This is a genomic window from Nocardia inohanensis NBRC 100128 (assembly GCF_001612945.1).
Lineage (GTDB): Bacteria > Actinomycetota > Actinomycetes > Mycobacteriales > Mycobacteriaceae > Nocardia > Nocardia inohanensis.
Window position 1 is genome coordinate 115298 of sequence record NZ_BDBK01000008.1, and the last position, 25448, is coordinate 140745.

General features: G+C 68.2%; 24 protein-coding genes. 10 read left to right on the forward strand and 14 right to left on the reverse strand.

Features of this window, described 5'->3' with window-relative positions; genetic code table 11:
- Positions 1–35: 35 nt before the first annotated feature.
- From NI1_RS16270 to NI1_RS16290, 5 genes are all read right to left on the reverse strand, one after another.
- Positions 36–1364, reverse strand: a complete 1329-nt coding sequence (locus NI1_RS16270; RefSeq protein ID WP_067820885.1) for a pyridoxal-phosphate dependent enzyme — start codon at positions 1362–1364, stop codon at positions 36–38.
- Positions 1364–2794 (reverse strand): type III PLP-dependent enzyme domain-containing protein, encoded by a 1431-nt coding sequence (locus tag NI1_RS16275; RefSeq protein WP_067820888.1) that lies wholly within the window; start codon positions 2792–2794, stop codon positions 1364–1366. The genes NI1_RS16270 and NI1_RS16275 overlap by 1 nt, the downstream gene beginning before the upstream one ends.
- Positions 2791–4041, reverse strand: a complete 1251-nt coding sequence (locus NI1_RS16280; protein WP_067820890.1) for a heavy-metal-associated domain-containing protein — start codon at positions 4039–4041, stop codon at positions 2791–2793. The genes NI1_RS16275 and NI1_RS16280 overlap by 4 nt, the downstream gene beginning before the upstream one ends.
- Positions 4042–4043: 2 nt before the next feature.
- Entirely contained in the window at positions 4044–5312 is a 1269-nt protein-coding gene (locus tag NI1_RS16285; RefSeq protein ID WP_084523312.1) for an aminotransferase class V-fold PLP-dependent enzyme, read from the reverse strand.
- A 139-nt stretch (positions 5313–5451) separates the two neighbouring features.
- The gene (locus NI1_RS16290) at positions 5452–5964 is read right to left on the reverse strand and encodes a DUF2599 domain-containing protein (RefSeq protein WP_067820892.1); all 513 of its coding nucleotides are present in this window, start codon (positions 5962–5964) and stop codon (positions 5452–5454) included.
- Positions 5965–6166: 202 nt separating this feature from the next.
- On the opposite strand from NI1_RS16290, the gene NI1_RS16295 reads away from it, so the two are divergent.
- Positions 6167–6667, forward strand: a complete 501-nt coding sequence (locus NI1_RS16295; RefSeq protein WP_067820895.1) for an HAD family hydrolase — start codon at positions 6167–6169, stop codon at positions 6665–6667.
- Positions 6668–6763: 96 nt separating this feature from the next.
- Here the strand turns inward: NI1_RS16295 and NI1_RS16300 are convergent, their stop codons facing one another.
- Complete coding sequence (locus NI1_RS16300; RefSeq protein ID WP_067820898.1) at positions 6764–8494, reverse strand: GMC oxidoreductase; 1731 nt, start codon at positions 8492–8494, stop codon at positions 6764–6766.
- Positions 8495–8597: 103 nt separating this feature from the next.
- On the opposite strand from NI1_RS16300, the gene NI1_RS16305 reads away from it, so the two are divergent.
- Positions 8598–9266, forward strand: a complete 669-nt coding sequence (locus tag NI1_RS16305) for a MerR family transcriptional regulator (protein ID WP_067820901.1) — start codon at positions 8598–8600, stop codon at positions 9264–9266.
- Positions 9267–9278: 12 nt separating this feature from the next.
- Here the strand turns inward: NI1_RS16305 and NI1_RS16310 are convergent, their stop codons facing one another.
- The 6 genes from NI1_RS16310 to NI1_RS16330 all read right to left on the reverse strand — a co-directional run bounded on the left by NI1_RS16310 (position 9279) and on the right by NI1_RS16330 (position 14075).
- On the reverse strand, positions 9279–10604 hold the full coding sequence (locus tag NI1_RS16310; RefSeq protein ID WP_067820904.1) for a family 1 glycosylhydrolase: 1326 nt from the start codon (positions 10602–10604) through the stop codon (positions 9279–9281).
- 95 nt (positions 10605–10699) lie between these two features.
- Entirely contained in the window at positions 10700–12013 is a 1314-nt protein-coding gene (locus NI1_RS16315) for a family 1 glycosylhydrolase (protein ID WP_067820906.1), read from the reverse strand.
- Positions 12014–12116: 103 nt separating this feature from the next.
- Positions 12117–12719 (reverse strand): class I SAM-dependent methyltransferase, encoded by a 603-nt coding sequence (locus NI1_RS16320; RefSeq protein WP_245663249.1) that lies wholly within the window; start codon positions 12717–12719, stop codon positions 12117–12119.
- A gap of 35 nt (positions 12720–12754) precedes the next feature.
- Positions 12755–13237: a hypothetical protein gene (locus NI1_RS37960; protein ID WP_157535154.1), complete on the reverse strand. Its 483-nt coding sequence runs from the start codon at positions 13235–13237 to the stop codon at positions 12755–12757.
- A gap of 90 nt (positions 13238–13327) precedes the next feature.
- The gene (locus NI1_RS16325) at positions 13328–13789 is read right to left on the reverse strand and encodes an NUDIX hydrolase (RefSeq protein ID WP_067820911.1); all 462 of its coding nucleotides are present in this window, start codon (positions 13787–13789) and stop codon (positions 13328–13330) included.
- A 16-nt stretch (positions 13790–13805) separates the two neighbouring features.
- Entirely contained in the window at positions 13806–14075 is a 270-nt protein-coding gene (locus NI1_RS16330) for a methyltransferase domain-containing protein (RefSeq protein ID WP_067820914.1), read from the reverse strand.
- A gap of 90 nt (positions 14076–14165) precedes the next feature.
- On the opposite strand from NI1_RS16330, the gene NI1_RS16335 reads away from it, so the two are divergent.
- Positions 14166–17345 carry an acetyl-CoA carboxylase family protein gene (locus NI1_RS16335; RefSeq protein WP_067822399.1) on the forward strand — a complete coding sequence of 1060 codons (3180 nt, stop codon included), beginning with the start codon at positions 14166–14168 and terminating at the stop codon, positions 17343–17345.
- 128 nt (positions 17346–17473) lie between these two features.
- On the opposite strand, the gene NI1_RS16340 is transcribed toward NI1_RS16335, so the two are convergent.
- On the reverse strand, positions 17474–17923 hold the full coding sequence (locus NI1_RS16340; protein WP_067820917.1) for a MarR family winged helix-turn-helix transcriptional regulator: 450 nt from the start codon (positions 17921–17923) through the stop codon (positions 17474–17476).
- A 62-nt stretch (positions 17924–17985) separates the two neighbouring features.
- Here NI1_RS16340 and NI1_RS16345 point away from each other — a divergent pair, with 62 nt between their 5' ends.
- Positions 17986–18354 (forward strand): VOC family protein, encoded by a 369-nt coding sequence (locus NI1_RS16345; RefSeq protein ID WP_067820920.1) that lies wholly within the window; start codon positions 17986–17988, stop codon positions 18352–18354.
- A gap of 24 nt (positions 18355–18378) precedes the next feature.
- On the opposite strand, the gene NI1_RS16350 is transcribed toward NI1_RS16345, so the two are convergent.
- Positions 18379–19134, reverse strand: coding sequence for an IclR family transcriptional regulator (locus NI1_RS16350; RefSeq protein WP_084523405.1), 756 nt, complete (start codon positions 19132–19134; stop codon positions 18379–18381).
- 282 nt (positions 19135–19416) lie between these two features.
- Here NI1_RS16350 and NI1_RS16355 point away from each other — a divergent pair, with 282 nt between their 5' ends.
- From NI1_RS16355 to NI1_RS16380, 6 genes are read left to right on the forward strand one after another with little or no spacing between them, the layout of a single operon-like run.
- Positions 19417–20460, forward strand: coding sequence for an NrtA/SsuA/CpmA family ABC transporter substrate-binding protein (locus NI1_RS16355; RefSeq protein ID WP_067820926.1), 1044 nt, complete (start codon positions 19417–19419; stop codon positions 20458–20460).
- Position 20461: 1 nt separating this feature from the next.
- The gene (locus NI1_RS16360) at positions 20462–21301 is read left to right on the forward strand and encodes an ABC transporter permease (protein WP_067820929.1); all 840 of its coding nucleotides are present in this window, start codon (positions 20462–20464) and stop codon (positions 21299–21301) included.
- Positions 21298–22056 carry an ABC transporter ATP-binding protein gene (locus NI1_RS16365; protein WP_067820931.1) on the forward strand — a complete coding sequence of 253 codons (759 nt, stop codon included), beginning with the start codon at positions 21298–21300 and terminating at the stop codon, positions 22054–22056. Before NI1_RS16360 ends, NI1_RS16365 begins: the two co-directional genes overlap by 4 nt.
- Positions 22053–23072, forward strand: coding sequence for an ABC transporter substrate-binding protein (locus tag NI1_RS16370; protein WP_067820935.1), 1020 nt, complete (start codon positions 22053–22055; stop codon positions 23070–23072). The genes NI1_RS16365 and NI1_RS16370 overlap by 4 nt, the downstream gene beginning before the upstream one ends.
- Positions 23069–24283 carry an LLM class flavin-dependent oxidoreductase gene (locus NI1_RS16375; RefSeq protein ID WP_067820938.1) on the forward strand — a complete coding sequence of 405 codons (1215 nt, stop codon included), beginning with the start codon at positions 23069–23071 and terminating at the stop codon, positions 24281–24283. Before NI1_RS16370 ends, NI1_RS16375 begins: the two co-directional genes overlap by 4 nt.
- Positions 24280–25443, forward strand: a complete 1164-nt coding sequence (locus NI1_RS16380; protein ID WP_067820941.1) for an LLM class flavin-dependent oxidoreductase — start codon at positions 24280–24282, stop codon at positions 25441–25443. The genes NI1_RS16375 and NI1_RS16380 overlap by 4 nt, the downstream gene beginning before the upstream one ends.
- Positions 25444–25448 lie beyond the last annotated feature (5 nt).

Below are 25448 nucleotides of genomic sequence, written 5' to 3' on the forward strand. Positions count from 1 at the left end.
CGTGTGCACCGACCGGCCGGTGTGTGATCGGCCGGTCAGCGCCGGGGCGCGGATTCCATGGATTTGCCGCTGTCCCGCCACGCCCCGATACCCCCGGCGAGGCTGGATGCGTCATAGCCCGCGCGCCGGGCCAATGCCGCGAACCGCAGCGACACCTCACCGACCGGGCAGACGAAAACCAGTGGCCGCGAACGCGAGAACGGGACACCCTGCGCGAACATGTCCTCGAGTTGGTCGTCGCGAATATTCACCGCACCCGGCACGTGCGCGATCCGGTACGCCATCGCCCCGCGCGTATCGACGATGGTCGGCCGCGCGGTCCGGTCGAGTTCTTCGAGCGCATCCGGCGACAGCTGCGGCGTCGCATCGAGCTCGGCGGGCGAGGGCGGCTGCGCGCGAACCGCTTTGCCGAACAACTCCGGCCGCCGCTTGCGGATATAGGACAGATACGGCTCGATCCGATCACAGACGATGAACACCGCCACCACCGGCTGCGCGGGACTCGAATCCGCCACGGCCGCCAGCTCTTCCAAAGCCGCCGCGTACGTGGCCCCGCTGGTCGGCCCCGCCAGCACCCCGTGCCGCATCGCCAATTCCAGGGTCGCGTCCACCGCCCGCCCGGCCTCCACGCTCACGATCCGGTCGTAGAATTCGGGCTGGAACAACCCCACATCCCACATCTCGGTCTCGGAGCGGATGCCGGGAATGAAATCGCCGCGCTCGGACACCACCGCGACGGTCTTCAATTCCGGATTGTGCTTGCGCAGGAACGTCGCCGCCCCGCGCGTGGATCCGGTGGTACCCAATCCGCCGATCAGATAATCGACCCGGGTGATGCCGTCGCGCGCCAAATCCTCGTGAATCTCGCGCCCCGTCCCCTGATAGTGCGCCTCGATATTCTTCTCGCTCGTGTACTGCGACGGGTGATACCAATCCGCAGGCGCTTTCGCCATGGTCGATTCGATGACCGAGTACACGTCGTTGGGCGCGGTCGGGTCGGGGCACTCCGACAGCCCCGGCAGCTCCTCGATATCGGTGTCGAACAGCTGCAACAGCTCTCGCACCTCACCGACCCGGATGCGATTGGTCACCGCCCGCAACCGCACGCCGTGCATGCCGGCCAGAATCCGCAACGCTTTGGCGGTATTGCCGCTGGAGGCCTCGATCAGCGACTGCCCGCGCGCCACGATCTGCTCCAGATCGTCGCGAATCATGCCCCACGCCACCCGATCCTTGACCGAGCCGAACGGGTTGAAGAATTCGAGTTTGGCGTACAACTCCAGATTCGGCACTCCGTGCACCGCCGGATCCAGCCGCAGCAGGGGAGTATTGCCGATGAGTTCGGTGATGTGGTCGTAGCGCATTACCGCACCCGCTCGGGCTCGTATTCGGCGTCGCGGCACACCCGGAACCCGTCGCCCGCGCGCGTGACCGCCAGTTTCGGTGGCAGTCGATGCATGGATGCGGTCGCTGCCGACAAATCCATATGGTAGGCAGCGGTATTGGGAAACACGATCAGATCCCCGGGTTCGGGCCGCGCCGGCAGCCACACCTTGTGATTGGTGATCAGATCCCGTTCCAGGCACAACCGCCCCGCCAGAAACACCCCGGTCGCAACGGTTTCCGGGCGCGGGCGGGCGGGGATCAGCAGCGGGTCCACCATGACTTCCTGATCGGCCGGGGTGACGGTGTCGCGGCTGAGATCGAGGTTGGCCAGCAGTGACCCGTCGGCGGTTTCCTTCAGGAACTCCACCCGCGCCACCGTGATTCCCGCATGATCGACCAGCGCCTTGCCCGGCTCCAGCCACACCTCGAGGAGGTTCTCGGCGGCGACCTGCCCGAACTCTCGCCCGCCCTGCGATTCGAGTCCGGCGGCCAGCAACTCGGCCAGCATGCGGTCGGCGGGAACGGTATTGGCGTACTTGTGGAACACCGGCGTCCCGTGCACCGCGCCGCCGTCGAGATGGAATCCGAAGGTATTGCCGCCCCACGCCATCGCCTCACCGCGGCCCAGCAGCGCTTCGCGCAGGGCGATCACATAGTGGTCGAAGGCGTCGGGGTCGGCGGTGAACACCTGCCGGAACCCGCCGCCGATATTGAGCACCGAGGGCGCGAGCCCGAGCTCGTAGGCGCGTTCGGTGGCGGCCAGGCACGCCTCCACCGCCCGCAGCCGTTCGGCGGGCTCCCCGGAATCCAGGTGAAAGGCGAACCCCTGGAAGCCGATCCGGTCCCGCTGCGCGGCCAGCACCTCCAGCACCTGCCCGAGCCGGCGCACCGGAACCCCGAACCGGCTCACCGGCGTCCCCGGAAAACCACTCAGCCGCACCAGCACCGGCGCGACCACTCCGCGTTCGCCCGCCAGCTCACCCACCCGCCGCAGTTCCCACACATTGTCGACACTGATGGTCACCCCGGTCCCGACCAGCTCCCGCAGAAACCCGTCACCCTTGGGCCCGGTCACCTCGATCCGCTCCGGCGCGAACCCGGCCCCGCCCGCACTGGCCAGTTCCTCGGCCGAGGCCACATCGATGCCCACCCCGGCCGCCTCGGCCGTGCGCACGAACGCCCGCGATTGATTCACCTTGTGCGCATAGCAGATCCGATACCGCCGCACACCGGCCTCCAAGACCGCTCGCAGCCGCTCCAGGTTCTCGGCGAACACCTGCGGAAACACCAGATGCGCCGGTGACGAACCTCCCTTCAGCGCATCCTCGACCGCGCCGGGCGCATCCAGGAACGCACGCACCAGCGGATGGATCTTCGCCGGCAGTCCCGGCGGCGCCGCAGCGCTCATACGGCCGTTTCGGTGGCGGCGGGCACCTGCGTGGTGGGGTTGTAGCCGCTGTCGCGCAGGGATTCGAAGGCCCGGAACCGATTCCGCGGCGACCGGAACTCGGCCACCACCCGTTTGCTGAGCAGATCGATGTCGTGCACGCCGATCCCCATCGACTCCAGCACGCCGGTAATGGTGCGCACGCAATGCTGGCAGGTCATATCCGGCACCCAGAACACCCGGTCCTCGGCGCTGGTCTCCTCGCTGTCGGACCCGGTGTCGGCGGGCACCTCACCCACGGTCATCCGCCCCACCACGGTGGTGAACAGTTCGGTGAACCGGTCCACCACCACCGGCAGCAGACTGTAATGCTCCCCGTCGAGCTGATGCGGCATGGCGGCCAGGCAGGCCGGGCGCGTCCCGGGTGGCAGCAGCGCGTACTGCCGCGAGATCACATCCAGCTCGTCGTGATACTTGGCGATCGCCTCGGCCACCGACAGTCCCTCGACATTGGTGGCGCGCCGCATGACCCGGTGCGCGTCGGCGATGGTCATATCCTTCATCGACCGCAGCGTCGCCACCGTCTCCGCCGAATACCGGACCGTACCGTCCGGTTGTGTCGCCAGGGTCACCGCGATCATGCCCCGCCGGTAACTGGACGCCTGCAACTCCCAGAACCAGCGCGTCGCCACCGCCGAATAGATTCCCGAATCCCGCATGCCGAGCGCGAATTCGGCCGGACTGCGGTACGGCGTCCAGCGCGCCAGCAGCGCATGCTGTGCCAGCGCCCGCCCGCACGCCTCGATCCCCACCCGGAAGATATCGAGGGGTTCGTGATCGGTGGTGGTGCCGGCCAGCACCGCCTGCTCACGTGCACCCAGTGCCGAAATCCGCTGCGCCAGTGCTGCATCGGCGTCGAGGGAATGCCACAGCGCCAGCACCGTCTCCCGCATGGCGATCGGCACGATCGGCCCCAGCCCGCCCGAATGATAGAACCCGGTATTGGGCACCCCGTCCGAATCCGTCCACGCCATCCGATGCGTCGCCGAGGTGACCTGATCGGCCCGGCACGGCCGCATGAACCGTTCCAGGTACAGCCGCTGCGACAGCGTCAGGTGCGAGCCCGATTCGGGCTGCAATGGCGTGCAGGTGTATTCGACGTGCCGGGCGGGCGGCGGCGCGACGGGCGCGCCCAGTCCCGGCCGGGCCAGCACGGCCAGCACCCGGGATGCGGCACGGCGGTCATAGCGCGGTTCCAAGCTGTTCATCCTCAACCGACCTCCTCGGCAATCGTGGCGACACACTCGGTGAACCGGTCGATCTCGTCGAAGGTGTTGTAGATGTGGGTGCTCACCCGCACCGAATCCGCGTCCGGCTCACCGTCGGGCACGCAGTGCGCACCGGCGCGGACCAGGAACCCGAATTCGCTGAGCACGAAACCCAGATCGGTGGCACTGATCCCGGCGAGGGTGAAAGACACGATCCCGTACCCGGTTTCACACGGCGCGTACGCCGGTCCGGGCGTGAACTCGAGCCCCCGAACCCGTCGTAGCCCGGCGATCAACGCGATCGTCAATGCCCGATTGTGGGCAGCGACGGCATCCATCCCGAATTCGTTCAGCACCCGCAATGCCGCACCGAGTGCCAGAATGCCCGCGATATTGTGGGTGCCGCCCTCCAGCAGCCGCGGCATCGCCCCCGCGCGCAGGCCGGAATCATCCACTGTCACAGCCGAATTGCCGCCCGGCAGGAACGGGCTCAGTTCGCCGTGCCGCTGGCGACGGCAGTACAGCACCCCGGTGCCGGGCGCCCCGAACATCTTGTGCGCGGCGAACACCGCGAAATCGGCGTGAAGCTCGGCCACATCGACCGGTAGATGCCCGCCGCTCTGCGAACAGTCGAAACACAGGGCGATCCGCGGATCGATATGCCCGCGCAGCTCTTCCAGGGTGGTGAGCGCTCCGAACACGTGATGCAGATGCCCCACGGTGATCAACCGGGTGCGCGGGGTGATCTTGGCGGCGATATCGTCGATGTCGGCCTCGCCCATGGCATTCACCCGGTACGGCACCAACCGCACCGTCCGCCCGAAACCGCTCAGCAGCTGCCGCAGATGCAGCCACGGATACACGTTCGAGGCGTGATCGCGTGGACTGTACAAGATTTCGTCGCCGTCCCCCAGGTTCGTCAGCCCCCACGCCAGCGTCACCGCGTTCAACCCGGCCGTCGCCCCGCCGGTGAACACGATCTCATCCGATTCCGCGCCCACGAACCGGGCCATCCGCGCCCGCACGTCCTCGATCTCAGCGGTCAGCCGCGAGGCCCACGGATAGCTGCCGCGCCCGGCATTGGCGGTCCGCGATTCGTGATATCCACGCACCGCGTGAATCACCGGCAGCGGTTTCTGGGTGGTGGAGGCCGAATCCAGATACACCGCATCGGTTTCGGCGAGCGCCGGAAATTGCGCGCGCAGACCCGGGGACGCGGGTTCCCGGGCGGGGGAGGACCCGGCGGTGGACGCAGGCGCACAGGACCGCACCGTCGCTCCCTCCGAGGAGTACGCGATTCGACCTCACCCACGATACGCATGTTTCGATGCCCGCTCGAAGGTTCTGGCAGGCAACCGCTTTCGTCGGTACCTTCTCGTTACTCCACCACTTGACGGTGCGGCGGGCTGCTCAGCGCTCGGGTCCGCCCGGATTGCACAGCGCGTTCACGGTGGCCTGATATCCGACCGCGGGCCGCCACGGTTCCAGATTCCAGCTGGTCTTGTTGGGCTGTACGACCCGCGCCCACTCCCAGTGGCAGATGAATTGGTCACGCATGCCGGGAGTGTCGGCCTCCGGCGATTGCGACAGCACTTCCTGCCACGCGCGCTCCCCGGCGGTCGGGTAGACATCGGCGCGTCCGGCCTGGGTCGGGTAGACCAGCAATCGGCTGCCGTCCACCGCCTCGGTCCATTCGGTGTGATCGATGAGTGCGACACCGGCGTACACATCGACCATCGGGGTCGGCGAAGTCGACGGCGAGGCGATGGGATGCGCGGTCGAGGCCGAGGATGCGCCGGGGGTTTGCGCGGCCGCTGTCACCGACCCGACCACCACGGGCGCCGATTCCTCGGCCGCACCGCATCCGGTCAGCCCCAGCGCCAGCGCGATCAGCGCGCCCGCCGGCCTCCAGCGCCGCCGCATCGGCCTCGCCCCTTTCCGTTCGTTCTCGGCCGGACCATCGCCACGTAGCGGTGGCACTCTGGCCCAGACAGCCCCTACGATGTCACGCGCGGGGCGATTCCCGAAAGTGGGGTCCGCCCCGCTCCCGAGCTACCGGTAGTTTGCTACCTGTCGTCGTGAGTACACGACAAGGGGACACTGGATCGACCGTAGGGGCGCGAACATGGCAGTTGCGAGTGTGAAAGTCCTTGTCTGGGAGGTAGACAACTCCCTGTGGGACGGCGTGGTGTGCGATTCGACCGCCGGAGCGCCACGAGCGGAGGCGGCGCGCGCACTGCGCATCCTGGCCGAGCGCGGCGTCATGCACGCCGTCGCCAGCCGCGGAGAATGGGCCTGGACGGTCGAGCAGTTGCGCCGGCACGGACTGCACGAACGCTTCGCGGTGGTCGAGGTCGGCTGGGGCCGCAAATCCGCCGCCATCACCCGCATCGCCCAAACCCTCGGCGTCCAGCTCGAACAGGTCGGCTACCTCGACTCCGAACCCCTCGAGCGCAGCGAAGTCGCGCACGCCCTCCCGCAGGTCCGCTGCTACGCCGCCCGCCACGTGGACGTGCTGCCCGCCCTCCAGGAATTCCGCGCTCCCGTCGGGGACGTCCCGCCGCCCACCTCACCCATGGGCATCTCGCACATCCACGCCACCGACGAGCAGCCCCTCATCCGCTGACGGCGGTAGCCGCTCGAAGCGACCGGAACGCGAGAATTCCCGCAGCCGATGCGGGATGGCATCGACTGCGGGAATTCCCGGTTCGGTGAAAACGCCTCAGGCGGGCGTGGATTCGGCCCCGCCGGAGCGGATCTGCACGATCGGCAGCACCAGTGCCGCGGGCGCGTAGGCCGGGACCACCGGCTGCTTGGGTGTCACCGGCGCGATGCGCTGATAGCCGGCGCTCTGCTCGGGCCGGGTGTCCTGCTCGCCCTTGTTCGGCCACATGGCCGCCGCCCGCTCGGCCTGCGCGGTGATCGTCAGTGACGGATTCACGCCCAGGTTCGCCGATACCGCCGCACCGTCCACCACGCTCAGGCTCGGGTAGCCGTATACCCGGTGATACGGGTCGATCACACCGTGCTCGCGGTCCGCGCCGATAACCGCGCCGCCGAGGAAGTGCGCGGTCAGCGGGATATTGAAGACCTCGCCCCAGGTGCCGCCGGCGACGCCGCCGATCTTCTCGGCCACCTTGCGCGTCACCTCGTTGCCCGCCGGGATCCAGGTCGGATTCGGTTCGCCGTGACCCTGTTTGGAGGTCAGCTTGCGGCCGAACAGCCCGCGCTTGGTGTAGGTGGTGATCGAATTGTCCAGATGCTGCATGACCAGTGAGATGATGGTGCGCTCGCTCCAGCGGTAGGGCGAGAGGAACTGGATCAGCGTCAGCGGGTGGCGCAGCACCACGCCCAGGAACCGCAGCCAGCGCGGGATGCGGCCGCCGCCGTCGACCATGAGGGTTTGCAGCAGGCCCATCGCATTGGAGCCCTTGCCGTAGCGGACCGGTTCGACATGGGTGTCGGGGGTGGGGTGGATGGAGGAGGTGATGGCCACGCCGCGGGTGAAGTCGGTGCCCGGCATCACCTTCCGGGTCGCCGCGCCCACGATCGATTCGGAGTTGGTGCGGGTCAGCACGCCCAGGCGCTCGGAAAGATCCGGCAGCAGGCCCTGATCGCGCATGGCGAACAGCAGCTGCTGGGTGCCGCGCGTGCCGGCCGCGAGCACCACGTGCTTGGCGGTGTAGGTCTTGGGCCGCTTGCGCAGCCATGCGCCGGTGCGTTCGGTGGCCACGTCCCAGGTGCCGTCCGGCAGCGGGCGCAGGGTGTTCACGGTGGTCATCGGAATGACCTGCGCCCCGGCCTGTTCGGCCAGGTAGAGGTAGTTCTTGACGAGGGTGTTCTTGGCGTTGTGGCGGCAGCCGGTCATGCATTCGCCGCATTCGATGCAGCCGGTGCGTTTGGGGCCCGCGCCGCCGAAGTACGGATCGTCGACGGTCTTGCCCGGCTCGCCGAAGAACACCCCGACCGGGGTCTGCACGAAGGTGTCCCCGAAACCCAGGTCGTCGGCGACGGATTTGAAGACCTCGTCGGCGGGGGTCATATGCGGGTTCTGCACCACGCCGAGCATCTTGCGGGCCTGCTCGTAGTAGGGCATGAGCTCGTCGTGCCAGTCGGTGATGTCGCGCCACTGCGGATCGGCGAAGAAGGGGGCGGGCGGTACATACAGGGTGTTCGCGTAGTTCAGCGAGCCGCCGCCGACACCCGCACCGGCCAGGATCAGCACATCGCGCAGCGGATGAATGCGCTGGATTCCGTAGCAGCCCAGCTTGGGCGCCCACAGGAACTTACGCAGGTCCCAGCTGGTCTTGGGCAGCTCGTCGTCGGCGTAACGCATACCGGCTTCGAGCACGCCGACCTTGTAGCCCTTCTCGGTGAGGCGCAGCGCGCTGACGCTGCCGCCGAATCCGGACCCGACGATGAGCACATCGAAGTCGGTGTCACGTTGGGTCATCAGGAGAACTCCCTTGTCGTCGTCGACAGTGTGGCGGCGGTTACGCTAACGCGGACAGTAGCTACTGTCAACGTTAGCTGTTCGCTGTATCTATGCTGTTCGCGTGGACCGATTCAGCCGCACCCAACTCGCCGAACTCAGCGGGATACCCGCCCGCACGATTCGCTACTACCACTCCTTCGGCGTGCTGCCCAAGCCCGGACGGGCCGGGAAGGAAGCGGTCTACAGCGGCGAACACGTGGAACGACTGCGGGCCATCGCGGCCATGCAGGCGCGCGGACTGCGACTGGAAGCCATCCGCGAGGTATTCGAAGCCGACACCGCGCGCGACGCCGACTGGCGGGAGGTCTTCGATCCGCGGCTGCCGCGCGAGGATGAGATCGTCAGCGACGAGCGGCTGAGCGAGCTGCTGGGCGATCGGCGGCCGGAGATTCTCGACGAACTGGTCGGCCAGGGATACGTGGTGCGCGAGGGCGAGGGCTGGAGGGTGCCCGAACCCGCGATGCTCACCGGTGCGCTGGTGCTCTACGACGTCGGCACCGACATCTCGCTGTCGGGGGTGCTGCGCAAGCTGATTCGCAGTCATATCGCGGTGCTGGCCGACGACATCGTGCAGACCTTCCGCGATGCGGCGGGCACCAGTTACGGCGGCGAGGGGCCGAGCGTGGACCTGGACCGGTTCGGTGACCGGTTGCAGGCGATCGCCCGGGAGGTCGGCGGGGCGACGCTGGCCGAGGAGATCATGCGCGCCGCACGCGAACTCGACAGCTGAGGCCATCGCGGCTCAGGGCACGGTGACGGGGGAGTCGCAGCTGGCGGGCGGATCCACGAGTACGCAGTCCGAGGGGGCGCGCACCGGGGTGTAGGTGCTGGGCACACCGCCGGTGCTGATGATCTGCCGATAGGCCGCTACCGCGTCGGTGGGGGTGCGGGTCAGCTCCGGATCATTGCGCGCATCGACGGTGTAGAGGCCGAATCGCGGTGTGTAGGAGCCCCATTCGTAATTGTCGGTGATGCTCCAGTAGTTGTAGCCGATGATCTTCATGCCGTCGATCTTGGCGCGCTGCAACCAGTAGACGGTGTCGCGCAGGTGATCGGAGCGGGTGTAGCCGTCGGCGCGCGGTTTGCCGTCCTCGGTGGGCATACCGTTCTCCACCACCCACAGCGGCTTGTCGGGGAACATGCGCGAATAGTGTTGCAGCGCGAAGTAGATGCCCTCGGGGCGGATCGGCAGCTCCCACATACCGGCGGGCGGGGGGACCGACCCGTCGGGTTGATTGACGGCGTTCTTGGGCGGTTCGTGCCCGAAGTAGTAGTCGACGCCGATGAAATCGAGCTTGTCCCCGATGCGCTCGATCAGCGGCCCGTTCACCTCGGACTCGGCCCCGGCCACATACCCGACATTGCTGGTCACCTGCGCGCCCGGCTGCACCTGATGGATGTAGTCGTAGATCTTGTTGTGCGCCTCGGCCACCCGATCCAGCATCTCGTCGGCGTTCTGCTCGTTCTGCCGCACCTCGTGCATGATGTAGGCGACCGGCTCGTTCACCGTGACCCACACCGGATTCCGCGCCGCGAACCGATCCACCACCTTGCGGGCATTGGCCAGCCAATCGGCCACCATCTCCGGATTGCGCCAGCCCCCGCGCGCGGCCTCCCAGCCCGGATACACCCAGTGGTCCAGGGTCAGCATCGGCTGCATGCCCGCGGCGATGATGGTGTTCACCACGTCGTCGTAGAACCCGAACGCCTCCTCGTCCCAGCCGTCCGGCGTCGGCTGCACCCGCGCCCATTCGATGCCGACCCGGAACACCTTCACGCCCAGGCTCGCGGCCAGGGCGATGTCATTGGGGTAGCGGGAGCGGAAGTCCACCGACTGGCCGTAGAGGTCCCAATCCGGATTGTTGCGGATGTAGCGCTGCCAGTTGCTGTCGGCGGCATGGCCTTCGGACTGGAATCCCGACGCCGCCACGCCCCACAGGAAGTTCGAGCCGAGCACGCCGTGCGTACTCGGCGCGGGCGGGGTGGCGTGCGAGGCGCCGGCTACCGGCAGCAACGTCGTGGCGGCGGCCAATCCGGCCAGGGCGAGACGGTGCAGCCGTGCGCGCATCGGGACTCCTCCTCGGGACAAGCGGGTCGGAAATGTCCCGATCGGAGCGTAGCTGTCAAATAGCCGGATTCCCGTGCAGCGCGGTGCGTGTCGGGTTATCGGGGGACGGTGACGGGGTTCACGCAGCTGTCGATGCCGTTCACCAGTGAGCACGTGGCGGGTGCGCGGGTGGGGAGATAGCCGGGCGGCACGCCATCGGCGCCGGTGATGGCGCGGTAGGCGTCCACGGCGTCGGTGGGGCGGCGGGTCAGGGTCGGATCGGTGAGTACGTCCACGGTGTAGAGGCCGAAACGTGGTGTGTAGGAATCCCACTCGTAATTGTCGGTGAGACTCCAATAGTTGTAGCCCATGACGTTCATGCCGTCGGCGTGGGCGCGTTGCAGCCAGTAGACGGTGTCGCGCAGGTTATCGGCGCGGGTGTAGCCGTCCGGGCGCGGTGCTCCGTTCTCGGTCGGCAATCCGTTCTCGACGATGTACAGCGGTTTGCCCGGGAAGAGGTTGCTGAAATGACGCAGCGCGTAATAGATGCCCTCCGACTGCAACGGCAGCTCCCACAGCGCTGAGCGCGCGTACCCGGCGAAGTCCGCCGCGGTGTCCGGAGACATGCCGTAGTAGTAGTCGATCCCGATGTAGTCCAGCCGGGCCGCGATGCGTTGCAGCATCGGCCCGTTCACCACGTCGTCGACGCCCGGGACATAGGCGACATTGCTGGTCACCATCGCGCCCGGCTGCACCTGGTGGATGTAGTCGTAGATGCTGTTGTGCGCCAGGGCCAGCCGATCCTGCATCACCCCGAGGTCGGTCGCGGGCAGCCCGCCGTTGCGGATCTCGTTCATCATGTACGGCCCGGGCTCGTTGATGGTCACCCACAGCGGATCGAACCGGGCATATCGGTCCACCACCGCGCGCATGTTCGTCAGCCAGTCGTCCACCATTCCGGCGTGCGCCCAGCCGCCGCGGTCGGCCTCCCAGCCCGGATACACCCAGTGATCCAAGGTCAGCATCGGCCGCATCCCCGCCGCCCGGATCGCCGCGATCACCTTGTCGTAGAAGGCGAATCCCGCTTCGTCCCACACCCCGGGCTGCGGTTGCACCCGTGCCCATTCGATCCCGATCCGGTACACGTTCACGCCGAGGTCGTGGGCCAATGCGATATCGGAGGCGTAGCGGGTATAGAAGTCCACGCTCTCGCCGTACCGGTCATAGCTCTGGTTCTTCTCGACATACCGCCGCCAATTGCTGTCCGGCGCATGCCCTTCCGATTGGAACCCCGAGGCGGCCACACCCCAATAGAATCCGTCACCCAACGCCGGGACCTCCGGGCCGGCGGCGGCGGGGCCGGCGCTGGTCAGCAGTGCTGCCGAGGTGACGGCGAGCAGAACAGCGGCGGAACGAATGGACGAGCGCATCTGAACTCCTCATGGTCTCGCCCGAGCCGAACGAGCTGGGCGCGCGTCCAAAATAGCTGCTCGCCGTCGCCACCCGGGCGAATTCACCGACGGACGCTCGAGATCACGATGTCAGTGCACGGATTACCAGCGTGTCGCCCCCCGGCAATTCCCGGCGATGGCCTGACCAGCCGCTTCGGGTGCGGGCGTGAGTAATACGCGGGCCGGGTAGCTCCCGGGCGGCGGGCACGGCAAGGTAGCGGGAAGCCAGCACGGACGGCGTGAGGTCCTCGATCACGGCGAGCCCCGCGAGGTTCAGCAACTCGCACGCCGCATGCGGCACGGTCTCTGCCGCATGGTCGAAAATGACGGCGCTCCCCGCGGCGCAGCCGCCGACATATCGGAGCGCGGCGGTCAGCGCCGGATCGGTCAGCGATGCGCTGCCATCCAGGCGAACGAAGAACCCGGCGGCCGCAGCGTCGAAACCGGCACCGCTGAGCGCGTTCTCGAGCTCCGCCGCCCCCGGCACCTCGAACACGCGCACCCCCCGATACGGATTGTGCGCGGCGAAATTCTCGAGCCCGTCCCCGATCAGCACCACCTGCCCGATCCCGTCACTGATCGCATCGGCGAGCCGATCCTCGGCGAACCGGCACCGAGCCGCCGCGCACAGTCGAGAACTGATCCGGGACGTGCGCGCGGCGGATGCGGCGCGAGCGGCAGACATCATCGGTCGGACTCTCACTCGAACCGGTCCGCCGCTCAGGCGGACTCGCCTTCACCCCCAGGCCGCCCCGGCGGCGTATGCGGGTTCGGCCCGTGCCCCATGAACGGCGGCACCGGCATCCTTGGCATCTCAGGCATTTTCGGCACGTTCGGCAAGGGCGGCACCTGCGGCATCGGCGGCACAGGCGGCATAGGCGGACCCGAAGGCATCGGCGGAATGGGCATCCCACTCGGCCCACCCCCGAACCGCTGGAACGCGGCCTGCCGGGATGTCCCGAAAATTTCCCCCACTTCCGCCCACGTCCGTCCCTCGTCCCGAGCCTGCTGCACCAGCGACCGCAGCACATCATCGACAACACTGTCGAGACTGCGAGCCGCCCGCAACGCAGCCATCACCGAAGGCGCCGGCGTCCCCGCCGCCGGATGCAACACCTCGGCCAGGAATTCAGCATTGGTAGACAACAACTTCGCAAGTACCGCCCGCTCATCAGCGTTATCGCGGTCAATCGATTCACTCATGCGTAAATGCTGCCTTTACATGTACCGCCTTGTCAAGGTTGCGTTTACATCACGCGCAGTCGAAAGTTTGCCGAGACCCCTCTCCGGCTCCTAGGTAACCGCCTGCGCGGCAGCGGATTCGGGCCACCCGGCCAGACCGAACGCCAGCCCCCGGCGGAACAACCCCAACCCTTCACAGGTGTACGCCAAGGTATCGGCAGGAATCCCCGCGAGAGGAAACCACCGCAGCTCCGAGCATTTGTGAGGCTCGGCGTTGACCACTTCACCCCGCCAGCTCGTGGCATGGAAGAAGAACCCGACCCGAGGCGCACTGTCCGGCGGATTGTAGTGAAGAGCGGCAGCCATCCGGATGTCCCTGCGCCGCAATGTTATTCCGATTTCCTCCTCCGCTTCACGGATCACGGCGGCCTCGAGATCTTCCCCGGGCTCGAGCTTGCCGGAGGGAACGTTCCACAAGCCGTCCCCGTACCCGGTGTTCGCGCGCCGAGTCAGCAGGATCTGGTCGCCCCTAGTCGCGATGAGCAGTACATCGACCGGGCAGGTGTAAGCCATGGCTTTGATCCTGCCGCTATCCGACAGTGGAGATCGCGAGAACGTAGCCTTTGGGGTCACGCCAAGGGGTGCCGGGGTCGTCGGCGAACCAGTCGGTGATGTCGGTACCGATCCCCGCGAGTATCCGTGCACGACCGGGGTAGTCGGGGCGGACGCGGTGGAATCCGAGCAGGGCCGCCGGTGAGGTGTCGACTCCGATGAGAGGTCCGCGGTGGCCGCCGGCCGCCAGTTCGGCGAGGAATCTGCCATCGCCGCAACCAATGTCGAGCAGGCGTCGTCGGTCCACGGAATCGGCGGGAGTTCGTATTGCGACCGAGGGGTGGGACACGGTCGGCGTAATCGCCCCTTGCCGCGGCTGTTCGGGAACACTGGCCGCGTGCGAGTGGTGATTGCGAATCGGGGAGAGATAGCCGTTCGAGTGGCGCGGACGGCGCGTGAGCGGGGGTATGGGACGCTGGCGTTGTATACGGCGGAAGAAGCCGGGAGTCTGCCGGTGCGGCTGGCCGAGGAGGCGGTGTGCCTGCCGGGCGAGGGGGCGGGGGCCTATCTCGATGTGGACGCTGTCGTGGTGGCGGCGGCGCGTGCCGGTGCGGGTGCGCTGGTGCATCCGGGGTACGGATTCCTCAGTGAGAGTGCGGATCTGGCTGCCGCGTGTGCTGCGGCGGGACTGGTGTTCGTCGGACCGGGCCCTGAGGCGCTGCGGCTGTTCGGGGACAAGCTGACTGCACGGGCGGTCGCCGAGCGGGCCGGGGTGCCGGTGCTCGCGGCGACTCCGGTGGACGGGGGGCTCGAGGCGGTGTTGTCGTTGTTGGCCGCCCACCCGCAGGGTGTGATGGTGAAGGCCGCCGCGGGTGGGGGCGGGCGCGGTATGCGGGAAGTGCATGATCGGGCGCAGGCCGCCGACGGGTATGAACGCTGCCGCGCCGAAGCGCTCGCCGGATTCGGTGACGATCGGGTGTATGCCGAGGCTTTGGTGACCGGCGCACGCCATATCGAGGTGCAGGTGATCGCCGATGGCGGGGGAGCGGTCGCGCTCGGCGACCGGGATTGCAGTGTGCAGCGCCGGCATCAGAAGCTGATCGAGATCGCGCCGGCGCCGGATCTGGTTGCGGGACTGCGGGATCGGCTGCACCATTACGCGGTGCGGATCGCCGAGTCGGTGGCCTGCCGTGGTGTGCTCACCGTCGAATTCCTGGTCATCGGCGACGAGGCTTGGTTCTTGGAGGTGAATCCCCGCCTGCAAGTGGAGCACACCGTCACCGAGGCGGTGACCGGCGTGGACCTGGTCGCGGTGCAATTGGATCTGGCGCAGGGCGCTACGCTGGCCGACCTGCGCCTCCCGCTGGGTACCGCCCCGCGCGGCTACGCGATTCAAGCCCGCGTCAACGCCGAGCTGCTCAGCGCCGACGGCACACCGCTGCCGAGCTCCGGCGTCATCACCGAATTCAGTGCGCCGACCGGTATCGGGGTGCGCGTCGACACCGCCGTCCGCCCCGGCACCCGGCACGGCGTCCGGTTCGACTCCCTGCTCGCCAAGATCATTGCCCACGGGCCGTCCTATCCGGCCGCGCTGCAACGGTGTTCCGATGCCCTCGCCGAAACGCTGATCACCGGCGTGGACACCAATATCAGCCTGCTACGCGCGGTCCTCGACGAACTGCCGAAGGCCGGACCGGTCAGCACCGAATGGTTCGAACAGCGGCTGAGTGAATTCCACACGCGGGCAACCGATTACCAGGAACCCGCGCCGGAGGTCGATGCGGCCGCCGGCCCGGGTGCCCCGGATCTCGACGACACCGAACAACCCCTGCGCACGCCGATGGGCGCCACCGTCGTGAGCCTCGCCGCCTCCGGCGTACTCGTCCCGGCCGGGGCTGAAGTCGCCGTCCTGGAAGCGATGAAAATGCAGCACGTCCTGCGTGCCGAGGAGCCGCTGCGCGTGCTGCGCCACACCGTCACCCCCGGCGACGTGGTCGATCCGCACACCGTCCTGCTCACCTGGACCGCCGCCGACGATGAAGGCGCGAGCACGGAAACCACTGTCCTGGACTTGGATTCGCTCCGCCCGGACCTCGCCGAGGTGCATGCCCGCCACCGCACCCTCACCGATGCCGCCCGCCCCGAGGCGGTAGCCAAACGCCACCGCCTGGGCCGCCGCACCGCCCGCGAGAACATCACCGACCTCGTCGACCCCGGCAGTTTCGTCGAATACGGCGGCTTGGCCATCGCCGCCCAGCGTGCCCGCCGCAGTCTCGAAGACCTGATCGCCAACACCCCCGCCGACGGCCTCGTCGCGGGCGTGGCCACCATCGACGCCGACCGTTTCGGCCCCGACCGTGCCCGCGCGGTCGTGCTCTCCTACGACTACACGGTCCTGGCCGGCACTCAGGGCATGCGCAATCACGTCAAGACCGACCGCATGCTCGAACTCGCCCGCGAGCAACGACTTCCGGTCGTCTTCTTCTGCGAAGGCGGCGGCGGCCGCCCCGGCGACACCGACCACGGCGGTATCTCGGGTCTCGATGTCACCACCTTCCGCGCCATGGGCGCGCTCTCGGGCCGGGTCCCGCTGATCGGCATCGTCTCGGGCCGCTGTTTCGCCGGCAACGCCGCCCTGCTCGGCATGTGTGATGTCGTCATCGCCACCCCCGACGCGAATATCGGCATGGGCGGCCCCGCCATGATCGAAGGCGGGGGATTGGGCGTCTACGCACCCGAGGACATCGGCCCGATCGAGGTCCAGCGCCGCAACGGCGTGGTCCACATCGTGGCCGCCGACGAAGCCGAAGCGGTCGCCACCGCCCGCCGCTACCTGTCCTACTTCCAGGGCGAGATCGCCGACTGGCAGGCCCCCGACCCGCGCCTGTCCCGGCACGTCATCCCCGAGAACCGCTTGCGCGCCTACGACATTCGTGCCGCCATCGACTCCATCGCGGACGTCGGCTCGTGCCTGGAACTGCGCCGCGACTGGGCGGTAGGCATGGTCACCGCCCTGATCCGCATAGAAGGCCGCCCCTTCGCTCTGATCGCCAACAATTGCCACCACCTCGGCGGCGCCATCGACGCCCCCGCCGCCGAGAAACTCAGCGCCTTCCTCAACCTCTGCGCCGCTCACCACCTCCCGATCGTCTCCCTCTGCGACACACCGGGCTTCATGGTCGGCCCCGAAGCCGAAAAAGACGCCACCGTAACCAAATTCAGCCGCCTCTTCATCGACGCCGCCGCCCTGGACGTCCCCTTCGGCACCGTCATCCTCCGCAAGGGCTACGGTCTGGGCGCGCAAGCCATGGCCGCCGGCTCCTTCCGCGCCCCCCGTTTCGTAATCGCCTGGCCCACCGGCGAAATCGGAGGCATGGGCCTGGAAGGCGCGGTCCGCCTCGGCTTCGCCAAGGAACTGGCCGCCATCGAGGACCCCGCCGCCCGCCAATCCGCCTTCGACACGCTCGTATCCCACGCCTACGCCGCAGGCAAAGCCCTGACCGCCGCAACAGCTTTGGAACTCGACGACGTCATCGACCCCGCCGACACCCGCCGCTGGCTCCGCACCCTCCGCTGACACCGGGTCGGATACCCGGCCGGGTGGTCCCGCGGATCACGAAGTTCCCGGCGGTCCATGACCGCAGTGCGGCGGAAACTCGCTAGCGTCCCGAAAAGCGTTCGGCTACTGTTCGATTCCCACCGCCCTCACCGACTGCTGCCCTCCCGTAAAGAATCGATCATGCTGCGTAGCATGCGGAACGCGGCTGACTGCTCGGTCTCGGTGAGGCCGGCCAGCATTCTGAGCTCGACGGATCGGACCGCGGCGCTCGCCTTCTCCAGTTGACGCCGGCCGCGAGGGGTGAGCTGGGTCGGGAGCACTTTTCCGACCGGCGCTTCCGCGGGCCTGGTCACCTGGCCATCTCGCTCCAGGGTCTGGAGCAGGACGTTCATCGTCTGGCGTGTCACGAACGCCCCTCGTGCGAGCTCGGAGTTCGACAGGCCCGGTCGCTGCGCCAGCAGTTCCAGGCACGAGTAGTGCGTCACGTTCATTCCGAGCGGGCGCAGTACCTCCTCCATGGCCACGCGCAGCGCACTCGATGCCTCTTTCAGCAGGTACCCCAGCGACGTCTCCAGGTCGACACCGTCTTGACTCATGTCAGTATTCTGACATACATTGGGCATGTCAGAAAACTGACACGGAATCAAGGAGTGTCATCATGCCCGTCACCGGCCCCGACTTCATCTCGCTGCAAGTAGCCGACCTCGCCGCGTCCCAAGCCTTCTACGAGCAATACCTCGGCCTGGTCCGCTCACCGGCCGGCCCGCCGCACGCCGTCGTCTTCGAAACCAAGCCGATCGCCTTCGCGCTGCGCGACATCGTCCCCGGCACCGACCTCGCATCGGTCCCGCAGCCCGGCATCGGCGCCGCGATCTGGCTGCACGCCACCGACGTTCAAGCCATCCACGACGCCCTCGCCGCCGACGGGCACCGCATCGCCGCCGCCCCGATCGACGGCCCGTTCGGCCGGACCTTCACCTTCGCCGACCCCGACGGCTACCAGATCACCCTGCATGACCGCGCCTGACGGTTCATCGCCGGGAGATCCCCGCTACGAGGGCTGATCCGCGGCGAAGCGGGCTGCGATATCGGCCGCGGTGACCTTGGCCAGTTCGACCAGGAACGGAAGTCGTTCCGGAATCATCAAAGTGGTGGGTCCGCGCAGGCCGAGCGCGAAGCGGCAGTCGCCGGCGGGGGTCAGGATCGGCAGGGCGATGGTGCGGAAGCCCGGGTCGAGTTCCTCGTTGTTGTAGGCGTAGCCGCGCGCGCGGGTGAGTGCCAGTTCCTCGCGCAATTCCGCAGGGGTGGAGACGGATCGGGCGGTGCCCTCGTCGTAGGGCAGGCCGTCGAGGAACTCATCGGGGGTTTCGGAGTACGCCAGCAGCGCTTTACCGAGGGCGCTGGCGTGCAAGGGGAGTCGCACGCCCATGAGGCGGTGACCATCGGATTCACGCCAGCGGCTGGTGCCGAGCAGTACCGCGTGAATGCTGTGACGGATGGCGACCGAGGCACTGGCCCCGGTGGTGGCGGCCAGCTGTTCCAGGCAGGGTTCCGCGAGATAGATGCGATGCTGCCGGTAGGCGATCTGACCGTATTCGGCCAGGGCGCTGCCCATGCGGTAGCGGCTGGAGAGCTCGTCCTTGTCCAGGAACCCGGCCTGCACGAGTGCGGCCAGCAGTCGATGGGTGGTGCTGACCGCCAGCCCCTGTTGGCGTGCGACCTCCGAGACGCCGCGTTCCTCGCCGCCACGGAAGCAGTCGAGAACCGACAGGGCGCGCGCGACGGTCTGCACTCCGGAAGCTTCCACGTCGGCGACGGTAGCACGGCTCACCACTGCCTCGTGCGTTTCGCTTTCCACAATATGGAAAGACTGTGGGGCTATCGGTTTCGTTCGGGCTGCGCGAAACCATTTCCTGTCGACGAGGTTTCGCCTGGCAGTCCCGAATCCGCTGACTCATAACGCCTCTCGGCCCGTTCTGTCAATCCTTCCGATCCTCGGAAAGCATTACCTCGCCGCGCCCGCACCGGATCCCTACTGTCGCTGAGCATCGATCGATTGCGATCCATGACTCGGAAGAGGTGTTCCACGATGCTCCGCACACGCCGGCCAAACCGTTGGCGGCTCGCGCTCGCGCTCGCGCCCGTCGTTGCTCTGGTGGCGGCGTGTGGATCCGGATCGGCCACCGATTCCGGATCGCGGGCCGAGCTGGTCCTGAAGGTGGCCGACCCCGGCAATTCCGGTCCGCTGGCGGTGGCCAAACGCGACGGCACCTTCGACAAGGCGCTCGCCCCGCTGGGCGCCAAGGTCGAATGGGTCAACACCACACCGGGTTTCAGCTCGATGCTCAAGCTGTTCAACACCAAGGAGCTCGATATCTCGGGCGCGGCATTCAGTCCCGTGGTGGGCGCGCTCTCCAAGGACGTGGCCGTGCGCATCGTGGCCGTGCAGGACCCGGCGGGCAAGGACCAGAGCGGCATCATCGCCGCCAAGGACTCCGGTATCCACTCGGTCGCCGACCTGGCCGGTAAGCGGGTCGCGGTGAATCCGGCCGCCAAGGGTGAGTACATCCTGTTGAAAGCGCTGGCCCAGGCCGGGATCCCGGCCGACAAGGTGACCCGGGTGCCCTTGCAGCAGAAGGACGCCGCCTCGGCCTTCGCCACCGGCAAGGTCGACGCTTGGGCCTCGTTCCTGGTGCCCTACCAGGAGGCCAAAGCCAATGGCGGCGTCGAGATCGCGACCGAGCAGAGCATCGGCTCCAAGGACAACTCGGTGGTGGTGTTCCGCACCGAGATCCTCGACAAGCGACCCGAAGTGGCCGCCAAATACCTGGAAACGCTGCAAGCGCTGACCGCGCAACAGCACGCGAACCCCGCCGGTTTCGAGAACGTCTTCGAACAGACCGGTCCGCGCGCGCTCGGCGGGCAGCGTCTCGCGGATGCCCTGCGGGTGGGTGGCGAGGTCACCGTCCCGCGCCTGCCCACCGATTCCGACGCGGCCGATCTCGCCGATGTGGTGAACCTGTTCGCCGACAACGGCGTCATCAGCCGCAAGATCACCGCCGCCGACATCTTCTACGACCTGAAGTCCAAGCTCACCGCCGACCAGCTCGCGGCCTTGCAGACGGGCCGCTGACATGGCCGTCCTGATCGCCGCCGCGGAGCCGGTCGCACACCTGGCGCCACCCCGCAATCGAGTCGAGAAGCCCAGGCCCGCTTGGCTTTCCATACCGCTGCGCTTCCTGCTGCCCGCGCTCATCTTCGCGGCATGGTGGATCGGTTCGGCGACCGGCGCGCTCTCCCCGCAGGTGCTGGCCGGCCCGCCCAAGGTGTGGTCGGCGTTCCTGGAGCTGTCGCGCAGCGGCCAGCTCACCGATTTCGCGCTCGCCTCCTTCACCCGTGCCGCCTTCGGGGTGGGGCTGGGTGTCACCGTCGGACTGGTGCTCGGCCTGATCGCCGGATTGTCCGCGCTCGGTGAGGAACTGGTGGACTCCACCATGCAGATCGTGCGCGCGGTGCCGTTCCTGGCGCTGGTGCCGCTGTTCATCGCCTGGTTCGGCATCGACGAGCTGTACAAGGTGCTGCTGATCGCCGTAGCCACCGTCGCCCCCATGTACGCCTACACGTACCTGGGCGTGCGCAATGTCGACCGCAAACTGGTGGAGGCCGCACGCGGCTTCGGCTTGCGCGGCGCCCGGCTGGTGCTCGAGGTGATCCTGCCGTCGGCGCTGCCGGGCGTGCTGATGGCATTGCGAGTCTGCCTGTCCATCAGCATCACCGGATTGATCGCCGCCGAACAGGTCGGCACCGACGAAGGCGTCGGTTATCTGGTCACCCTCGCACAGGAATACAACCGCACCGACTACATGGTGCTGTGCGTGGTGCTCTACGCGGTGCTCGGCCTGATCTTCGACGGCCTGGTGCGGATCGCCGAACGCTTCGCCATGCCGTGGCGGCGACAGGTGGCCATCCGATGACCGCTCTGGACACACCCCGCACCGCCGCCCCGATCGCGGTCCGGCTCACCGGCCTGCGGAAAACCTTCGGCGACAAGGTGATTCTGGACGGCGTCGACCTCACCGTGCGGCGCGGCGAGTTCGTGGTGCTACTGGGCCCCAGCGGCACCGGCAAGACCACCCTGCTGCGGCTGCTCACCGGGCTGGAAGCGCCCGACACCGGTGAGGTGCTGGTGCCCGCCGCCCGCACCACCGTGTATCAGGAGCCGCGTCTCATCCCGTCCAAACGAGTCCTGGCCAATGTGACCGTCGGACAACGCCGTTCCCGGCAGACCCGCGACGCGGGCCTGCGCGCCCTCGCCGAAGTGCATCTCGACGGCAAGGCCCGGCAGTGGCCGGCGACCCTCTCCGGTGGCGAAGCCCAGCGCGCCGCCCTGGCCCGCGCCCTGGTGCGCGAACCCGAATTGCTGCTGCTGGACGAGCCTTTCGCCGCCCTGGACGCATTGACCCGATTGCAGATGCAAGACCTGGTCGGCGATCTGGTGGCCCGGCACCGTCCGGCGGTGCTCATGGTCACCCACGATGTCGACGAAGCCATCCGGCTCGCGGACCGGGTGCTCATCCTCGATCACGGCCGCTTCGCCGTCGACGCCGATATCGACCTGGTCCACCCGCGTGACCACACCGATCCCGCTGCCCTGCGCTACCGCGCGGCCTTCCTCGCCCAGCTCGGCGTCGGCCGCACCCCCGACGAAAACCCCAGGAGCACTTCATGACCGACACTCTCTGGTACACCCGCTGCCCGGTGCCGACCGCCAGCGGCCTGGCGCACAGCCTGGGCTGGCTCGGCGAGACCGCACGACAGCACGGCCTGGAATTCGGGGTGCTGCAAGACGCGGGCCCGGAACTGGCCGGGCACCACTTCGATCACACCCTGCCGGGCTTGATCCGCGAAGGCGGCAACGTACCCGCGCTCGCCGCCCGCGCCCAGGGGTCTCCGACCAGACTCGTGGGATTGACCTGGATCGATGAGGCCCAGGCGATCCTGGTCGGCCCGGACTCACCGGTCGCCACGGCCGCCGATCTGGCCGGGCTGCGCATCGGCATTCCGGCATGGGCGGCCGATCGGGCACGCAGTTTCCCGCGCGCCATGGCCCTGCACGGGTTCACCGGCGCGCTGGGCCTGGCCGGGCTCGGTCTCGCCGATGTGCGTGTCGTCGAACTCGAGGTGGAACGAGACCCGCAGGTGCGCAACGCGGTTCGCGATCGCGCCGTCACCTGGGGGGTGGCCGAACTGCTCGACGGCGCGGTGGACGCCATCTACGTCAAGGGCGCCCGTGCCCAAGAAGTCGCGAAGCAGCACGGATTGCGGGTGGCGGTGAACCTGGACGCCACCGACAGCAAGCGCTCCCGCGTCAACAACGGCACCCCGCGACCGATCACCGTGCACCAGGAACTCCTGGACACCAACCCGGACGCGGTGATCGGCTTCCTGGCGCAGAGCCTGCGCGCCGGGGATTGGGCCGCCGGAGATCTCGACGGCGTGCGCAGCGTCCTGCAACGCGAAACCCGCTCCGGCCCGGAAGGAGTCGTCGCCGCGTACGGGGCGGACTTCCATCTCGGACTGCATCCGTCGCTCGACCCCGAGCGCCTGGAACTGCTGGGCGTGCAGAAGCAGTTCCTGTACACCCACGGCTTCCTGGCCGCCGACTTCGACCTCGACTCCTGGGTCGATCCGGAGCCTTTGGCGCGGGCGCGGGCCCTCGCCACCGCGGAGGGGGTGCCCGCGTGAGCGAATACCTGTGGCGGCTGCCCAGCCGCGGTGACGGCCGCCGGGCGCGCCCGGAACTGCGGCACCGCGGCGGATTCGGGCCGGGCGCACCGACTCCCGCATCCGGTGCCATCCCGGCGGATGGCATCGGTGCATCCGGACCGATCACCAGGAGCGTGGAGCGCGCTGCGGATGCCGCAGCGGGTGCCGCACCCATATCCGCGCCGGCCTTCGATCGCACACCCACCGATGTGCGCACCGGGCGTTTCGGCCCGTTCGATGATCTGCATCAGGTCGTACACGCCGCTGAACTGGCCGGTCTGGATGGAGTGCTCGCACCGTACGACCCGCTGGGCGAGGAGTCCTGGATCGTCGGCGGGGGAGCGTTGCGTGCCACTCGGCACAGCCGGGTCGTCATCGAATTCCAGCCCGCCTTCGGCACTCCCGTCTACGCCGCCAAGCTCTCGGCCACCTTGCAGCGGCTGGCGGCGGGCCGGTTGGCCTGGCGGCTGGCCGTGGACACCGACCCCGCCGATGCCCGCGCCCGGGGCGATCTGGTCGCCGACGACGACCGCTACGCGCGGGCCGCTGAATTCCTCACCGTCGCACGCGGGGTGTGGAACGCCGAACCCGTTGCGGGGGCCGGCTTCCGGGGAACCGGATTCGAATTCGCCGGAGAGTATTACGACGTGGCCGACGGGGGATTCCGGGGCATCCTGTCCGGACTGCCGTTCCCGCAGGTGTATCTGACGGGCAATTCGCCTGCGGCATTGGAGCTTTCGGCGCGCCACGGTGATGTGCACGTCTTCGCCGAAGCACCGGCCGGCGTCGCCGAACAGCTCGCCGCGCTGCGTGCGCGCACCGCTGTCACCGGCCGTACCGTGCGCGCCGGCTTGGAGCTGCCCATCATCGCCCGCGAAACCGAGGACGAAGCCTGGGCGCGTGTCGAAAGACAGTGGCGGGAAGTGCATCCCGAAGGACCCGGCGCGGATTCGCTGAGCCTCGGCGACGGCCGGTGGGCCGGGTTCACCGAACTCGGCTACCCGCAGTCGATCGGATTGGTCGGCAGCTATGAGCAGGTGGCCCGTCAGCTCCAGGTGTACGAAGCGGCCGGGATCGACAGCTTCACCCTCTCGGGCCACCCGCACATCGAGGAAGTCCATCGCGCCAGCGAACACCTGCTGTTCCTGGCCGATCCGGCCGGACGCACCCTGAAGGAGGTCGCGGTATGAGCATCGACGTCTATTGGCGCATCGGCATGGAAGGCGATCACGCCTCGCTGCGCACTCCGCGCCGCTACAACCGCGGCAATGCCGGAAGCTACGGTCCCGGCAATATCGCCCCCGCCATCCGGGGCGGCGAGCTCGACGGTTACAGCTATATCGACCATGTCGCGGCGGTCGCCAAGGCGAGCGAATCCGCCGGCTTCCTCGGCGGGCTGCTGCCCTCGTTCCCGGTGACCGAGGATCCTTGGGCGATCGCCGCCGCACTGGCCCGCGAAACCACCACCTACCGATTCATGGTCGCCTTCCAGCCCGGCTTCCTGCACCCGGTACAGGCCGCGCGCATGTCCGCCAGCCTGCAACGCGCGACCGGCGGGCGGCTGGTCTACAACATCATCAGCGGCGGCGGTGGACCGGCCCAATTGTGGTGGGGCGACAAGGTTTCCCACGACGACCGCTACGCCCGCACCAGCGAATTCCTCGATGTGCTGCGCGGTGTGTGGGACGGGCAACCGTTCACCCACGAGGGGCGCTTCTTCCACACCGACCAGGCCGCGCTGCCGCCCGGATTGGCCGGGCAACCGTTCCCGGAGGTGTACTTCTCCGGCTCGTCCGGAGCCGCGGTGCAGGCCGCAGGCCGGCACGCCGACTACTACCTGTCCTGGCTCGAACCCTTCGCCGACCTGCGCGCCAAATTCGACGGCGTGCGCGCGAACGCCGAAAAGCTGGGCCGTACTCCGAAATTCGCGGTGCGCATCGACATCGTCGCGCGTCACACCGAGGAAGCGGCCTGGGCGGAGATCGAGAAGGGCTGGGCGTTCGTCGACCGCGACGCCGCCAACCGCGCCGCCCAGGGTGATTCCGTCGGCGCGGCCCGCATCCAGGGCTGGGTGCCGGAAACCATCACCGGCTACCGGGATCTGGAGGTCCAGCCCAATGTCTGGTGCGGGTTCAGCCTGATTCGCGGCGGCCCCGCCTTCGGTCTGGTCGGCAGCTACGAACAGGTCGCGCAACGCCTGGACGAACTCGTCGACCTCGGCGTGGACGCCTTCATCCTCGCGGGCAACCCGCACCTGGAGGAGGCGTACCGGGTCGGCGAGGAAGTGCTGCCGCTGCTCGGGCGATCCCGCCTCACCACACCCGAATCCGCCCTGTCGCTCGCACTCTAGGGAGT